Annotated in this window: 12 protein-coding genes and 1 pseudogene; 5 read left to right on the top strand and 8 right to left on the bottom strand. The window is 62.8% G+C overall.

The genetic code is table 11. From position 1 onward, the window contains the following. Positions 1-173 precede the first annotated feature (173 nt). Positions 174-887, top strand: a complete 714-nt coding sequence (locus AAGS40_RS09915; protein WP_345811093.1) for an ABC transporter ATP-binding protein — start codon at positions 174-176, stop codon at positions 885-887. A 224-nt stretch (positions 888-1111) separates the two neighbouring features. Here the strand turns inward: AAGS40_RS09915 and iolB are convergent, their stop codons facing one another. The 7 genes and pseudogenes from iolB to AAGS40_RS09880 form a co-directional block, all read right to left on the bottom strand. Beyond that, the gene (gene iolB, locus AAGS40_RS09910) at positions 1112-1912 is read right to left on the bottom strand and encodes a 5-deoxy-glucuronate isomerase (RefSeq protein ID WP_345811092.1); all 801 of its coding nucleotides are present in this window, start codon (positions 1910-1912) and stop codon (positions 1112-1114) included. Between the two features lie 122 nt (positions 1913-2034). Beyond that, positions 2035-2922 (bottom strand): annotated as a pseudogene (iolE, locus tag AAGS40_RS09905) (myo-inosose-2 dehydratase); the annotation flags it as partial. 10 nt (positions 2923-2932) lie between these two features. Continuing rightward, positions 2933-5017, bottom strand: a complete 2085-nt coding sequence (iolD, locus tag AAGS40_RS09900; protein WP_345811091.1) for a 3D-(3,5/4)-trihydroxycyclohexane-1,2-dione acylhydrolase (decyclizing) — start codon at positions 5015-5017, stop codon at positions 2933-2935. Beyond that, positions 5014-7068, bottom strand: coding sequence for a 5-dehydro-2-deoxygluconokinase (iolC, locus tag AAGS40_RS09895; RefSeq protein WP_345811090.1), 2055 nt, complete (start codon positions 7066-7068; stop codon positions 5014-5016). The genes iolD and iolC overlap by 4 nt, the downstream gene beginning before the upstream one ends. Before the next feature lie 89 nt (positions 7069-7157). Further along, a complete protein-coding gene (locus tag AAGS40_RS09890) occupies positions 7158-8009 on the bottom strand; it encodes an ATP-binding cassette domain-containing protein (protein ID WP_345811089.1) in 852 nt (283 codons plus the stop codon). A gap of 13 nt (positions 8010-8022) precedes the next feature. Continuing rightward, positions 8023-9177 carry an ABC transporter permease gene (locus AAGS40_RS09885; protein WP_345811088.1) on the bottom strand — a complete coding sequence of 385 codons (1155 nt, stop codon included), beginning with the start codon at positions 9175-9177 and terminating at the stop codon, positions 8023-8025. 146 nt (positions 9178-9323) lie between these two features. Beyond that, positions 9324-10370, bottom strand: a complete 1047-nt coding sequence (locus AAGS40_RS09880) for a sugar ABC transporter substrate-binding protein (RefSeq protein ID WP_345811087.1) — start codon at positions 10368-10370, stop codon at positions 9324-9326. Between the two features lie 284 nt (positions 10371-10654). Between AAGS40_RS09880 and AAGS40_RS09875 the strand changes: the two genes are divergently transcribed. The 4 genes from AAGS40_RS09875 to AAGS40_RS09860 all read left to right on the top strand — a co-directional run bounded on the left by AAGS40_RS09875 (position 10655) and on the right by AAGS40_RS09860 (position 13931). Then, positions 10655-11536 (top strand): MurR/RpiR family transcriptional regulator, encoded by an 882-nt coding sequence (locus AAGS40_RS09875; protein ID WP_345811086.1) that lies wholly within the window; start codon positions 10655-10657, stop codon positions 11534-11536. After that, on the top strand, positions 11529-12545 hold the full coding sequence (gene iolG, locus AAGS40_RS09870) for an inositol 2-dehydrogenase (RefSeq protein ID WP_345811085.1): 1017 nt from the start codon (positions 11529-11531) through the stop codon (positions 12543-12545). The genes AAGS40_RS09875 and iolG overlap by 8 nt, the downstream gene beginning before the upstream one ends. After that, positions 12545-13585, top strand: a complete 1041-nt coding sequence (locus tag AAGS40_RS09865; protein WP_345814353.1) for a Gfo/Idh/MocA family oxidoreductase — start codon at positions 12545-12547, stop codon at positions 13583-13585. The genes iolG and AAGS40_RS09865 overlap by 1 nt, the downstream gene beginning before the upstream one ends. A gap of 118 nt (positions 13586-13703) precedes the next feature. After that, a complete protein-coding gene (locus AAGS40_RS09860) occupies positions 13704-13931 on the top strand; it encodes a sulfurtransferase TusA family protein (RefSeq protein WP_025600552.1) in 228 nt (75 codons plus the stop codon). A 160-nt stretch (positions 13932-14091) separates the two neighbouring features. Here AAGS40_RS09860 and galU read toward each other — a convergent pair whose 3' ends face one another. Then, positions 14092-14973, bottom strand: a complete 882-nt coding sequence (gene galU / locus AAGS40_RS09855) for a UTP--glucose-1-phosphate uridylyltransferase GalU (RefSeq protein WP_345811084.1) — start codon at positions 14971-14973, stop codon at positions 14092-14094. Between the last annotated feature and the right edge of the window lie 4 nt (positions 14974-14977).

The raw sequence follows: 14977 nt of genomic DNA, 5'->3' as shown, positions 1-14977 counted from the left end.
GGCGATAAGTATGGCGATAAGGGCGGCGACGGCTCTCAAAACGGCTTCAACAAAGGCTCTCAAAACGGCTTCAAAAACGGCTTCAACAACGGCTCCCACAACGGCTCCCACAACAGCGCCAACAACAGCTCCAACAACAGCTCCAGCAACAGCGCCAACAACGGCTTCGGCGCATGACGACGCTACTCGACATCCGCGGCCTGAACGCGTGGTATGGCGCGAGCCACGCGCTGCACGGCGTGACATTGCAAATCCGGTCCGGCGAAGTGCTCGCGCTGGTTGGCCGCAACGGCTCGGGTCGTTCTACTCTGGCGCGCGCGATCATGGGCCTCGTGCGCAGCGAGGGCGAACTGCGATTCGCCGGGCAAGCGCTTGCGGGCCTGCGCACGTTTGAAATCGCGCGCCTCGGCGTAGGCTATGTACCGGAGCATCGCGACGTTTTTCCGACGCTGAACGTCCACGAAAATCTGCAGCTCGGCATCGCGCCGCAAGCTCGCGGCCGTGCACCGCGCTTCACCTTCGACGACGCGTACACGCTTTTTCCAGTGCTGCACGAACGCAAGCGCACGCGCGCAGGCGCGTTATCGGGCGGCGAGCAGCAGATGCTGACGCTCGCTCGTGCATTGCTGGGCGACCCTGACCTGCTGGTGATCGATGAACCCGGCGAAGGCCTCGCAAGCATGGTGATGATGCAGGTCGCGCAAGCGTTGCGCACGCTGCGCGATCGAGGACTTGCGATGCTGCTGATCGAACAGCGCCTCGTGATGGCGCGCGACATCGCGAACCGCGTCGCGGTCATGGGGCACGGCGAGATCGTATTCGAAGGCGACCTCGCGGTTTTCGCGCAGCGTACCGACGTGATGCGCGAATGGCTCGGCGTAGGTTGAGCCAACGCGTTGGCCGCGCAGCTGATTGCGATAAGGCGCGGCGCCCCGGCTTGCATGGCCATCGCGTTGACCGCTCGACATGAGATAGCGCACGCGTTGGCGTTTGAATCCGCTAGCCCCACACTCCGGACGGCGCGCTGAGCGTGGACCTTGCTGCGCGCAAGTGAGCGCACGTGAATTCTCCCACGGCCATGCGAGTCAGACAACGCATGGCCAGGCGACACTCAGGCGTCCTTGTTGATGATCCATTCGTGTGCGGGGTCGTTGCGGAAATGCCAGACCCGCTGCGAGCCGGCCATCACGTTCAGATAGTACGAGTCGTAGCCATACGGCACCACGACCGGGTGATAGCCGCGCGGCACCATGACCACGTCGTGATTCTCGACGGCGAGCGATTCGTCGATGTCGCGCAGATCCGTGTACACCCGTTGGAACGCAAATCCTTGCGGCGGGTCGAGACGATGGTAGTACGTCTCTTCGAGCGAGCTCTCGTGCGGCACGTTATCGGTATCGTGCTTGTGCGGCGGGTAGCTCGACGCATGACCGCCGGGCGTGCGCACCTCGACGACCAGTAGCGACTCGGCCGCTTCGGTCTGCGGAAGAATGTCGCATACGTAGCGCGTGTTCAGCCCTTTGCCGCGCGTCGAGCGCTTCATCGAACCCGGTTCGATCAGACGCGCGGGGAACTCGCCTTTGGCCGGCGCGCTCGCGACGCCAATTTCGGCATTGCGCCGGGCACGCACCGTGGCGCGCACGCCGGGTGGCAGATACAGCGCATACGGCGCGGCGTCTTCGAAGACGCTGTCGCGCGAACCCAGCGAACTCCACGTATTGTCCGCCGTTTCAATGTCCACCGCGCCCGTGAGCACCACGATACACACTTCGCGTGATGCTTCGAACACGTGCACCACTTCCTTTTCGCCCAGGCGATAGGCGGCAAATCCCACGTAGCGCCAGCAGGCCGACGCCGGCGTGACGCGCGCGATTGTCTGGCCTTCGCGCTGTGCCTTGACCAGTAAGCTCATGCTGCCTCCTGCGAATCTGCGTCGGTGTTGGCGTTCGCTATTGCGTCCGCTATGACGTCTGCTTTTGCGCTTGAATTTGCTTCAGAACCTGTACGCTGGGTCGCTGCGTCACTAGCACCGAACGGTGCGTCGACCAGCGCACGCAACGTGTCGAATCCCTTTCTGGCGTAGTCGAACGAGGGCGCCACGGTCGGGTCCTGCTCGGCTTCGACCACGAGCCAGCCCTGATAACCGTGCCGCTTCAGACGCTCGATGATCGCCGGAAAATCGACCGCGCCGTCGCCTGGCACGGTGAACGCGCCCGCCATGACGGCATCGAGAAAACTCCAGTTGCGATTGCGTGCGAGCTTCGCCACGGCTGGGCGCACGTCCTTGCAATGCACATGACACACCCTGCCGATATGTTTGTCGAGCATCGCGAGCGGATCGCCGCCGGCGAATGTGATGTGTCCAGCGTCGAACAGCAGGCCGACCGCGTCGCCGGTGCGCGCCATCAGCTGATCGACGTCCGCCGCCGTTTCGACATATGCGCCCATATGGTGATGGTAAGCCAGCCGCACGCCGCGGCTTAATGTGTAGCGCGCGAATTCGTCGACGCGCTCCGCATAGGCGGCCCACTGCGCGTCGTTGAAAAAACGCGGACGCTGGTAGAGCGGTTCAGGCGTGCCCTGAATCGAGTCGGCGACCTCTCCGTAGACCATCACCGTCGCGCGGTTCTGCGCGAGCAAGTCGAGATGCGGACCGACTTCCGCGATTTCTTCCTGCACGCTGCGCCGCGCGAGACGGCCCGAATACCAGCCGGAAACGAGCGCAAGATCGTATTGAGCGAGGAGCGTCCTTAGCGCCTGCGGCTCGCGTGGAAACTTGTTGCCGAGCTCGAAGCCCTGATAGCCGATTTCGCGGCCCTCCGTCAGCGCAACGGCAAGCGGCGTCTCGCCGCCTAGCGAGGGCAGATCGTCGTTCATCCACGATAGCGGATTGATGCCGATACGTACGTCGAAAGCAGTCATGCGGACGTCCTCATTCGTTGTTCGCGGTGGGGCCTGTGGCGTTCGCGGAATCGCGTAAATCGCCTGAAGCGCCTGAAGCGCCTGAAGCGCCTGAATCGCTTGAAGCGGCAGCACCGGTAGAACCAGCGGAACCGCTCTCGCGGAAAGGGATGGAACCAGCGCGAGCCACAAGTTGCGCGTCGTATTGCGCACGCGCGGCACGCACCGTTTCGCGCGACGAGACTTCGGGCACGGCCACTTCCCACCACCAGCCGCCGTCGTCGGTGGTGCGGGCGGGATCGGTGTCGATCGTGATTACGTAAGTGCGATCGGCGGCGCGTGCGCGTTGCATCGCGGTTTCGAGTTCAGCGACGTTGGCGACGTGTTCGGCCTGCGCGCCGAGCGCACGCGCGTGCGCCGCGAAATCGATCTGCGGCGCGCCGAGCGGCCCTTGCCGGCAGTCCTGCAGCAGGTTGTTGAACGGCGCACCGCCGCATGCCTGCTGCAGCCGATTGATGCAGCCGTAACCGCGATTGTCGAGCACCACGATGATCAGCTTCGCGCCGATCATCACGGAGGTCGCGATCTCGCTGTTCATCATCAGATAGCTGCCGTCGCCGAGCATCACGATCACTTCACGCGACGGTTGCGCCAGTTTCACGCCCAGACCGCCGGCGATTTCATAGCCCATGCACGAATAGCCGTACTCGACGTGGTACGCGCCGGGCTTGCCCGCGCGCCACAATTTGTGCAACTCGGCGGGCAGCGTGCCGGCCGCGCACACGACGATATCGTCCGTGGGCGAATGCGCGCTGGAGCGCTGCACCGCGCCGATCACGTCGCCTTCATAAGGCAGCATGGCGTCGCGTTCAGGCGCATGCGTGAGCGTGCTGACGGTGTCACGCCAGCTCGCCGCGAGGTGGTGCGCCCGCGCGGTCCATGCGCGGTCGGCGTGCCAGTCCTGCAGCGGTTCGGCGAGCGCGTCGAGGGCAAGACGCGCGTCCGCTTCGATCACTTGCGCGCGGTGCTTGAGGCCGTCGAACGCATTGGCGTTGATTGCGATCACGGCGGCTTGCGTGAAGAGCGTATTTGAGCCCGTCGTGAAATCCTGCAAGCGCGTGCCAATCGCGAGCACGCAATCGGCGTCGCTCGCGAGCGCGTTGGCGGCCGGTGAACCGGTCACGCCCAGCGCGCCCGCGTTCAGCGGATCGTTCCACGCGAGCGAACCCTTGCCGGCCTGCGTCTCGGCAACGGGAATGCCGTGCGCGGTCGCAAAGCGCTGCAACGTCTGCGTCGCGCCGCTATAGAGCACGCCGCCGCCTGCCACGATCAGCGGACGTTGCGCGTTCCGCAAGCGCGCGACTGCGGCGTCGATCTCGTCGGCGTGCGGGGCGGGCGCATGAAACGTGACGACGCGCGGCGCAAAAAAGTCCGCGGGGAAATCCCATGCCTGCGCCTGGACGTCTTGCGGCAACGCGAGCGTGACAGGGCCGCACAATGCGGCGTCGGTCAACACGCGCAGTGCGCGTGGCAGCGCGCTGAGCAGTTGCGCGGGATGCATGATGCGGTCGAAGTAGCGCGACACGGGCCTGAGCGCATCGTTGGCCGACACGCCGCCGTCGTGGAAATCCTCGACCTGCTGCAGCACGGGATCCGGCGCGCGCGAAACGAAGATATCGCCGGGCAGCAGCAGCACCGGCAAGCGGTTCACGTGCGCAAGCGCAGCGGCGGTCACGAGGTTCGTGGCGCCGGGACCGATCGACGTGGTGACTGCCATCATGCGGCGACGGAAATGCGCCTTTGCATACGCGATTGCGCTATGTGCCATCGCCTGTTCGTTATGCGCGCGCAGCGTGGGCAATTCGTCGCGATGCTGATGCAACGCTTCACCCATGCCCGCCACGTTGCCATGCCCGAAGATCGCGAACACGCCGCCGAAGAGCGGCTCGGCGCCGGGGCCGCCGCCGTCGCCGTCGCGACTCGACACGCGCTGGGCGGCGAGATAGCGCACGAGCGCCTGAGCCGTCGTCAGCCGGATGGTGTTGCCGGTCACCGCATGCGGGGCGCCCGCGCCCGCTGCTGGATCGTGAGGATGATGCAAAGCGCGCTGGTTCATGCTGCCTGCTCCTGATGAACCTGATCCGGTGCGTGCCCGTGCGTGGCTTGCGTGCCGCGCGTCGCGCGCCATGATGCGATCAGCGTTTCGAAAGTACGGCGCACGCGGGCGATCAGTTCGTCGTCGCCAATCTCGCCGGCGAGCCACGCTTGGCTGGGCTCGTGAAAGATCGTGCGGCCCACGGTAAAGCCGCGGCACGTAGCCGATTGGGCCGCCGCGCGAAAGCCGTCACTCAACTGCTCGACTGCCGCTGACAAGCCGAGCAGCACCACGCCGCGGCAATACGGATCGCGCTCGGCGATCAGCGCGTCGACCGCTTGCCATTGCGCGGCGTTCATCGGTTCGAGCTTCCACCACTCGGGATAGATGCCGATGTTGTACAGCCGCTTTAACGCGCGGTACACGGTGTCGGGCGCTTGCGGCAGCGTCGCGTTCTTCGGCGGAATCACTTCGAGCAACAGTTCATGGCCGCTTGCCTGCGTCGCGTCGTACAGCGCACGCAGTTGCGCTTCCTGTTCGAGGCGCTGCTCGACGGGCTCGTCAGGATGAAACTGCACGAGGCACTTCACCACATGCTTCTGCGGCCACGCAATCAGTGACGTGCCGATCGAGCGCCCGTGGTCGAACACGAGCGGCAGCGAACCCGGCAACTCGACCGGCCGGCCGATCCACCAGCCACGGCCCGTCGCCGCGTTCAACGCGTCCTGACCATAACGGTCGTCGATCAGCACGCCGATGCGGCCTTGTAGACCCAGTGCTGTTTCCGTCTGCGCGACGGCCGTGACGAACAGACCCTTCAGGTACGCAATGCGTGCGTCGTCCGCGCCGGTTTGCTGCGCCAGCTCGAAGAACTGGTTGCGGTGGTCGAACGCGAAGCCGAGCACTTCTTCCCATTGCCTGCGTGCGGGAGAGACGCGATGCAGACGTGCGAGCGTCGCATCCCGATCCGGGCGGCGCATACGCTGCGGGTCGGCTTTCGCCTCGCGCAGAAAATAGTCCAGTTCAGCGGGCGTCGGCATGGCGGGCGCGCAGCCGTGCCGGGAGACGACGAGCGCGCCGCTCGCGTTTGCCGTGCGCGCGCATTCTTCGAGCGGTTGATCGCGCAACCATCCCGAGAGAAAGCCTGATGCGAACGCGTCGCCCGCGCCGAGCACATTCAGGACTTCGACTTCCACGCCGCCATGAACGGGCAGATCGTCGAGCGAGGCGGGCACGTGGCCGTCGATGATCTGGCAGCCCATGGGCCCGCGTTTCAGCACGAGCGTGGCGGGCGTCACGGCGCGCACCATCGTGAGTGCATCGACCAGTTCGGTCTTGCCGCCGGCAATGCGGAACTCCTCCTCGGTGCCGATCACCAGATCGAACAGCGGCAGAATGCGCTGCAAGTGCGCGGTCACGCCTTCGCTCGCGACGAACCGGGTTTCGCCGTCCGCTTTACCCGTCAGGCCCCACAGCACGGGCCGGTAGTCGATGTCGAGAATCGTGCGCACCTGGTGGCGCCGCGCGTCATCGAGCGCACGGCGGCTCGTGCGGTTCACCTGCTCCGTCGAAAAATGCGTACCCGTGATCAGCAGGGATTTCGACGAAGCAATGAACGCCTCGTCGAAATCCGCTTCGTCCACGGCCATGTCCGCGCAGTTCTCGCGATAAAAAATCAGCGGGAACGTATCGCGGTCTTTCAGGCCGAGCAATACGAGCGCGGTCAGTCGTTCCTGATCCACGCGAACATGGCTGACGTCGCAGCCTTCCTTGCTTAGCGTTTCCGTGAGAAAGCGGCCCATGTGATCGTTGCCGACGCGCGCCAGCATCGCGGACGCCAGCCCGAGCCGCGCGCAACCGAATGCGATGTTCGCCGACGATCCGCCGAGGTATTTGGCGAAGCTCGACACGTCTTCGAGCCGTGCGCCGACCTGCTGCGCGTACAGGTCGACTGCGAGACGGCCAAGGCAGATGATGTCGCGGCTTCGTCCGGGCGCGAACCGGCTGGACGCGGGTGGGGATGCGGGCGCCGAGGCAAGACCCGTGTCGTTCAGTGTGCTGGAGTGATCCATGAATAGTCCTGAATGGCTGAACACGGTCGTCCGCGTTGCGTGGCGGGCGATAGCCGCCGGCTCGCTTCGCGTCGCACCGTGCATATCGATCAGATTTCCGCGCCTTCGAGCTCGCCGATCATTTTCTGCATTTCGGCGCCGCCGGCCATCATGTCGAGCACTTCGTCCTTGCTGATCGTGTCTTTGGTAAATGTACCGAGCGATTTCCCCCGATTGAGCAGCGTGAACGAATCGCCGATCGGATACGCGTGGTGGACGTTGTGCGTAATGAAGATGACCGAGATGCCTTTGGCGCGCGCTTTATGAATCAGCTTCAGCACATTAAAACTCTGCTTCACGCCGAGTGCGGCGGTGGGTTCGTCCAGAATCAGCACGCGCGCGCCGAAGTGGATCGCTCGTGCAATTGCGAGGCATTGCTTTTCGCCGCCGGACATCGTGCCGATCGGTTGATGCGGGTCGCGCACGTTGATGCCCATTTCCGCCAGCTTGTCACGGGCAGTCGTCGCGCTGGTTTCCAGGTCCATTACAGTGAGGAAACCGAACATTTTCTTTTGCGGCTCACGCCCCATGAAAAAATTGCGGGCGACGGAGAGCAGCGGCACGAGCGCGAGATCCTGATAGACGGTTGCGATGCCGAGATCGAGTGCGTCTTTCGGCGATTCGAACAGCACCGGTTTTCCATCGACCAGATACTGGCCGGAGGAGGGCTGGTGCACACCCGCGAGTGTCTTGATCAGCGTCGACTTGCCCGCGCCGTTGTCGCCGAGCAGGCAATGCACTTCGCCGCGCCTGAGTCGCAAGGTCACGCCGCTCAGCGCAATGACCTTGCCAAAGAACTTGTTGACGTTTTCGAGCGCGAGGATCACGTCTTCCTCGGGCGCGGCTCCCGATGCGGGCATGCCTGCCGTGTTCGCGGCGCTATTAGTGTTCATGTCGGACATGGTCGTCTCCCCGTTACGATTGCGCGACGCGGCGGCGCACGTAGTGATTGAACAGCACGGCGATCAGCAGCATTACGCCGAGGAACACGCGAAACCAGTCGGAACTCACGTTCGTGTAAGTGATGCCGATCTGCACGACACCGAAGATCAGCGCGCCGAAACAGGCGCCGATGACCGAGCCATAGCCGCCGGTGAGCAGTGTCCCGCCGATCACCGCGGCGATGATCGCTTCGAATTCCTTTTGCAAACCCCGGTCGGCGGCAGCGGAGCCGATGTCGCAGACCTGCAGCACCGCGAACAGGCACGAGCAGAACGCGGTGAGCACGAACAGCAGGATCTTTACGCGGCGTACCGGTACGCCTACATTTTTCGCGGCATTCGCGTCGCCGCCCACCGCGAGAATCCAGTTGCCGGCACGTGTTTTGGCCAGCACGAAAGCACAGATCGCCGCAAGCGCGAGCCACCAGAGAATGACTTTCGGAATGCCCGGCACGAGCGCATGGCCGTTGTCGAGCAACGTGCCGACGCCGTGATGCGCAAGAGTCAGAAACAGGCCGCGGAACGCTACCCCATGAAAAAGCGTGTCCGCGAGCCAGTCCTGCTGCGCGAGATCGCCCACGCCCGAGACGATGGTGCGGTCGGCGAACATGATCGACAGCGCGAGCGTAAGTCCGCGCAGAATGAACAGGAATGCGAGCGTGACAATGAACGACGGCAAGCGCGTTCGCATGACCAGATAGCCGTTGAGCGCGCCCAGCAGCATCGACCCGACGAATGCGAAGAGGATGGCGAGTGAGATCGGCCAGTGGAAGTACACCGAAGGAATCGCGACCATCATGCCGGCGAAGCCGATCATCGATCCAATGGAAAGGTCGAACTCACCGGCGATCATCAGCAGGCACGCACCAACGGACAGAATGCCGAGATACGCGGACACCTGCGACCAGTTCATCACGCCGTCGAGGTTGAACATGCCGGAGTTGCCGGCGGTCAGCGCGAAAACCAGGAACACCAGCACGGCGCCGGAGATTGCCGCGAACTCGGGGCGGTTCAGCAAATGCCCGAACCAGGATTCCTTGCGCACACGTTCGTCCGACTCGGGTACGGAGGGCGCCTCCGCGCCGGTCGTCTTGACGTGTGGTGGAAAGTGTTTGCCGGCTACACCCATGATGTCTCCTTGGAACCCGGTTGCGTGTCTGACAAGGCGAAATACCTTGCAACGCGCACTGCCGGTAAAGATGCGCGAGAGTGGCGGGCGGCGCGCTTCGTGTGGAAGCGGCGGCCGCCTCGCGCGTGACTGGCTGGAAGAACGAATCAGCGATACTGGCCTGCGTACTTGATGACCTTGTCGAGGTTTTCCTTCGTGATGAAGCCCGGGCCCGAGCGGATGTTCTTCGGCCCATACGAAGGCGCGAGACCGTACGTGGCGAGCCTTTCCTTGAACTTCGGATTGGCTTCGAGAATCTGGCGGATCTTCGCCGGGTCGGTGGTGTGCTCCTTCTTCACGATGGCCAGCACCGCGACCGGGATATAGCCCTGCAGATACGGCTGCTGGTCGATGGCGAACTGGATCGTGCCGTTCTGAATGGCTTTGGCGATGTCGTCGGAGAAGTCGAACGTGCAGAAATAGATCTTGCCGTTCAGTCCCATCTGCTGAACCGCTTTCAGCGTGGCCGATGCCGGGGTCGGTCCGAGTGTGAGGATCGCGCCGGTGTTCGGGTGGTTGCGCAGATACGCGCTCACTTTCGACTGGATTTCAGTGGGGTCCTGACCGGAGTCGATGGTGGATGTTTTGTAGTCGACGCCGATCGCTTCCGCGAAGCCCCGGCACCGGTCAAAAGAAACAGTGTTGGTGGCGAGGTGATTCACACACAGGAACGACTTCACGCCAGCAGCCTTGGCCTTTTCGCCGGCGGCCTTGCCCGCAACGTATTCCGGCTGTCCCACGTGCATGATCGCGCCCAGTTGCGCGCTCTGTTCTTCGGTGCCCGAATTGATCGTGACGAGCGGAATCTTTTTAGCCGTGACCTTGCCGATCGCACTCTTCAGTACGTCGAAATCCGCGATGGTGACGATCACGCCGTCGTAATTGCGGGCAGCAGCCTGTTCGACCAGACGCGCCATGTCGGCAATGTCGCCGTTCGGCGGATTGCGATAGTCGGTCTCGACGTTGAAGTCCTCGTCGGCCTGCTTGATTGCGTTCTTGATGGTGTTCCACCACGAGTCCGAATCCGGCGCGTGGCTGATCAGTACGAAGTGAGCGTCGGCTGCGCGGGCGGCGGAGGCCGCGCCGAATCCCGTCGTCAACGCCAAAGCCGTCACAAGAATCCTGAGCGTAGCCCTGCCCTTGCAAAGTCTCATTGTCTCCACCTTTCTCGGTCTGTCGTTATTGAAGGGAGCGTCTGGCGGCGTTCGGCTGGTGACTTCGCAGCGCGTCAAACTGTCTGCCCGCGCCGAAGCGCCATCGCTCACGACCAAGATTAGGCGGTTTTCAAACGACGTGCAATGAAAATTTCATTGAAAATAAAAATGGAAAATGCGTTCCATTTGGCGGTGTGGCTACTTATAATTCGCAACGTCAGAACGGTGTGCGGCGACGCGTGTCAAGCGCTCTCGCACTGCAATAAAGCATCCGAGAGAAAGCCATGGCGGAAGAGAGCACCGAGGAACTGGAAAGCGTAGAAGAATTGATGCACCGCATTGCGGAGAACTACGAGGCACTGCCGCGGCAGTTAAAGAGCGTGGCCACGTATATCGAGCAGCATCGCTCAACGGTCATGGTGGATCGCACGAGCGATATTGCGGCGAGTTGCGGCGTTCATCCGTCGGCCGTGGTCCGCTTTGCGCAACGCTTCGGGTTTTCCGGATTTTCCGATCTGCAGGCGGTGTTTCGTCAGGCCTATACGGGGCAGGGCAGTTCGTCGCCGAGTTATCAGCAACGAATCCGTAAGCTCATCGACGAGAAGCCCGGTGCGTTGTCGGGCGGTTCGGTCGCGCGTGAATTCATCGCGGCGTCGCGCGGCGGACTCGAAGAACTCGAAGCGGGACTCGACGACCGGCAATTCGATGCCGCGGTCAAGATGCTGCAACAGGCCGACAACATCTATGTGATCGGCGTGCGGCGCTCGTTCCCGGTGGCGAGCTATATCGTCTACGCGTTGCAGCACACGCCCAAACGCGTGCATCTCGTGTCGGGTTTCGGCGGCATGTACCGCGAACAGATCCGCAGCGTAAAAAAGGGCGACGTAGTGATCGCAATCAGCTTTGCGCCGTACGGCAAGGAAACGCAGTACTGCCTGCGCGTCGCGCATCATCATCAGGCGAGGACGCTGGTTATTACGGACAGCCAACTATCGCCGCTATCACGTTATGCCACGACGCAGCTGTATGTGAAAGAGGGCAGCGCATTCGCATTCCGTTCGCTGACCAGCACGATCTGCTTGTGCCAGGCGTTGTTCATCGCGCTCGCGTACAAGCTCGAACTGAACGTAGAAGAATCCAAAGACTCCGGAGGATACGATGACTGACGCGGTAGGCACGATCGACGTTGCGGTATTGGGCGCTGGGCGGATCGGCAGGATTCATGCGGCGAATCTTGCGCGGCAACCCGGCGTGCGGCTCAAGTACGTGGTCGATGTGAACCACGAGGCCGCGGCCGCGCTTGCCGCGGCGCACGGCGCACAGGTCGTGGATATCGACACGGTCATGGGTGATGCGTCGGTTCGAGCGGCGGTGATCTGTTCGAGCACGGACACCCACGCGGATCTGATCATGAAGTCGGCGGCGCAGCAAAAGCACGTGTTCTGCGAGAAACCCGTGGATTTGACGCTGGAGCGGGCACGCGCATGCGCCGACGCGGTGGAGCGCGCGGGGGTGGTATGCATGATCGGTTTTCAGCGCCGCTTCGATCCAACGTTTTCCGCGCTCAAGGCGCGTATCGACGCAGGCGAGATCGGGACGCCCGAGATGCTGGTGGTGACGAGCCGCGATCCGGGTGCGCCGCCTGTCGAATACATCAAGCATTCGGGCGGCATTTTCAAGGACATGCTGATTCACGACTTCGACATTTTCCGCTGGATCCTCGACGACGAAGCCGACACATTGCATGCGACCGGCAGTTGCCTGTCCGACCCGGCGATCGCCGAAGCTGGCGATATCGACTCGACAGCGGTCACGATTCGCACGAAGCGCGGGCGCCTGTGCCAGATCAATACCGCACGCCGCGCCGCGTATGGCTACGATCAGCGTTTCGAAGTGCTCGGCAGCGAAGGTATGTTGCAGGCGGGTAATGTGCGGCCTACCGAAGTGACCGCGTATTCGAAAACCGCGGTGTCGAGCGACGTGCCCGAGGCATTTTTTCTCGAACGCTATCGCGCGGCGTACGCACTGGAAATTGCGCATTTCTTCGAAGCGATCACGCATGGCAAGCCGGTGCGCACGACCGTCGCGGACGGAATGAAAGCGCTCGAACTCGCTGAAGCCGCCACGCGCTCATGGCGCGAAGGCCGCGCAGTGAAACTCGGCGAGGCATCGTGATGATCGCGGGGAGAGAGCGGGTTCGCATCGGCGTGGTGGGTCTGGGGCGGCTCGGCAAGCGCCATGCGGAGAACCTCGCTTACCGTGTGCCGGGCGCGGCGCTGGTGGCCGCATGCAGTCCGCTCGAAGACGAGCGGGCCTGGGCGCGCAATACGTTGCCCGAGCCGCGCCTTTACCACGACTATGCGGACCTGCTGGCGGATCGCGACGTGGACGCGGTGTGGCTCGTGACACCGTCTTCGTTGCACGCGCAACAGATTGTCGACGCATTGCGAGCGGGCAAGCATGTGTTCTGCGAGAAGCCGCTATCGCTCGATCTGGCCGAGTGTGAACGCGTATTGGCCGAGGCAGAGCGTTATCCGCATCTGCGGGCCACGATCGGCTTCATGCGGCGCTTCGATCCCAGCTACAGGGATGCTTTCGACAAGATCGCCGACGGCAGGATTGGCCGGCCATTTCTGGTGCGTTCACAGACTGCGGATCAGAACGACACCGAAGGATTTTTCGTGCGGTTTGCGGGGACGTCCGGCGGTATCTTTCTGGACTGCACCGTGCACGATATCGACGTCGCGAGGTGGCTGTTGGGGCGGCCGCGCGCGACGCGCGTGTTTGCTGCGGGCGCGATTGCACTGCATGACGGTTTGCGGGAATTCGGCGATGTCGACAATGGTGTCGCCATCTGCGAGTTCGAAGGCGGCAAGCTTGCAATGTTTTACGCGTCGCGGACTCAGGCGCATGGCAATGATACGCATAGCGAAGTGATCGGCACCGCGGGTGCGTTGGCGATCGGGCACAACCCTCGGTTAAATCGCGTCGAGATTTACGATGCCGGCGGCGTGCGTAATGAGTGCACGGCCAGCTTTTTCGACCGGTTCGAGGACGCGTTTCTGTTCGAGGCACGGGCGTTCGTTGCCGACGTTCAGGATGGGGTTGCCCGTGCGGGCGATGGGGCTACGCTTGCCGATGCGCTGGAGGCGACGCGGATTGCAAGCGCGATGAGGGTTTCGTTGGAAACGGGCGAGGCGGTGGTGTTGGGCTAGGGAGGCCAGAACCCGGCCGTTGAACAACGGCCACCCGCCGCCTGCGGTAAAATTCCAACCTTCGTCCAGGCGTCGCAAGCACGCCACCCCTCCCATCTGGAAGGCGCCCCCCATGCAGATTCAGGTTCACAAGGAAGTCGACGCACGCGGCCTGATGTGCCCGTTGCCCATTTTGCGTGCAAAGAAAGCACTCGCCGACATGGAAAGCGGCCAGATTCTGAAGGTGTTGGCTACCGACCCCGGCTCGCAGCGTGATTTCGCGGCATTCGCCAAGCAAACCGGCAACGAGATTGTCGAAAGCTCGGCGCACGACAAAGTGTTCACGTTCCTGATGAAACGTCGCTGAGCCCGTAAGGCAGGCCGCGCAAATAAAAAGGCGCTGCGTCCTCCGCGAGGAGGACACAGCGCTTTTTTTTACGTCACGCCAAGCTTGCAGCGGGTCATGCGCCGCGCAGTTTGGCGAACGAAAACTCAACGCAACCAGCGCTCACGCGCCGGCCGCCCGCTCAACCTTCCAGCACCGGCGAACGCGTACGCAGATACTCCTCGAAATCTGCCGCGACTTCCGGATGGCGCAGCGCAAATTCCACCGTCGCCTTCAGATAGCCCAACTTGCTGCCGCAGTCAAAGCGGGTGCCGTGATACTTGTACGCGAGCACCTGTTCGTCGGCGAGCAACGACTGGATCGCGTCCGTCAATTGCAGTTCGCCACCCGCGCCGGGCTTGATGGAGCGGATATGATCGAAAATCCGCGGCTTCAGCACGTAACGGCCGACCACGCCAAGGTTCGACGGCGCCACGTTCGGCTCCGGCTTCTCGACGATGCCTGACATCTTGATGATCGAAGCTTCCCATTCCTTGCCATCGACAATCCCGTACGACTTGGTTTCCTGGGCCGGAATTTCTTCGACGCCAATCACCGAGCTGTGGTAGTGATCGAATACTTCGATCATCTGCGTCATGACCGGCGGCGTGCCGTACAGCAGGTCGTCCGCGAGAATCACGGCGAATGGGTTGTCGCCCACCAGTTTCTCCGCGCATAGCACCGCGTGGCCGAGCCCCAGCGCTTCGGGCTGACGCACGTAAAAGCAGTCGACGTGGCTAGGCTTGATGCTGCGCACGAGCTCGAGCAGCTTGTCTTTGCCACGCGCTTCCAGTTCGGCTTCGATTTCGTATGACTTATCGAAATGGTCTTCGATCGCACGTTTGCTGCGGCCGGTGACGAAGATCATTTCGGTGATACCCGCCGCCATGGCTTCTTCAACCGCATACTGGATCAGCGGTTTGTCGACGATCGGGAGCATTTCCTTCGGGCTCGCTTTCGTGGCAGGGAGGAACCGGGTGCCCAGACCTGCTACCGGAAAAACTGCTTTTGTAACTTTTAGCATGTGA

The organism is Paraburkholderia sp. PREW-6R (genome assembly GCF_039621805.1).
Taxonomy (GTDB): Bacteria; Pseudomonadota; Gammaproteobacteria; order Burkholderiales; family Burkholderiaceae; genus Paraburkholderia.
The sequence above is the reverse complement of the archived record's forward strand: the minus strand, read 5'-3'. Positions and strand labels throughout refer to the sequence as shown.

Coding starts and splice junctions, on each gene's coding strand:
- AAGS40_RS09915 (WP_345811093.1), top strand. CDS start 174: ATGACGACGCTACTCGACATCCGCGGCCTGAACGCGTGGTATGGCGCG.
- iolB (WP_345811092.1), bottom strand. CDS start 1,912: ATGAGCTTACTGGTCAAGGCACAGCGCGAAGGCCAGACAATCGCGCGC.
- iolD (WP_345811091.1), bottom strand. CDS start 5,017: ATGAACCAGCGCGCTTTGCATCATCCTCACGATCCAGCAGCGGGCGCG.
- iolC (WP_345811090.1), bottom strand. CDS start 7,068: ATGGATCACTCCAGCACACTGAACGACACGGGTCTTGCCTCGGCGCCC.
- AAGS40_RS09890 (WP_345811089.1), bottom strand. CDS start 8,009: ATGTCCGACATGAACACTAATAGCGCCGCGAACACGGCAGGCATGCCC.
- AAGS40_RS09885 (WP_345811088.1), bottom strand. CDS start 9,177: ATGGGTGTAGCCGGCAAACACTTTCCACCACACGTCAAGACGACCGGC.
- AAGS40_RS09880 (WP_345811087.1), bottom strand. CDS start 10,370: ATGAGACTTTGCAAGGGCAGGGCTACGCTCAGGATTCTTGTGACGGCT.
- AAGS40_RS09875 (WP_345811086.1), top strand. CDS start 10,655: ATGGCGGAAGAGAGCACCGAGGAACTGGAAAGCGTAGAAGAATTGATG.
- iolG (WP_345811085.1), top strand. CDS start 11,529: ATGACTGACGCGGTAGGCACGATCGACGTTGCGGTATTGGGCGCTGGG.
- AAGS40_RS09865 (WP_345814353.1), top strand. CDS start 12,545: ATGATCGCGGGGAGAGAGCGGGTTCGCATCGGCGTGGTGGGTCTGGGG.
- galU (WP_345811084.1), bottom strand. CDS start 14,973: ATGCTAAAAGTTACAAAAGCAGTTTTTCCGGTAGCAGGTCTGGGCACC.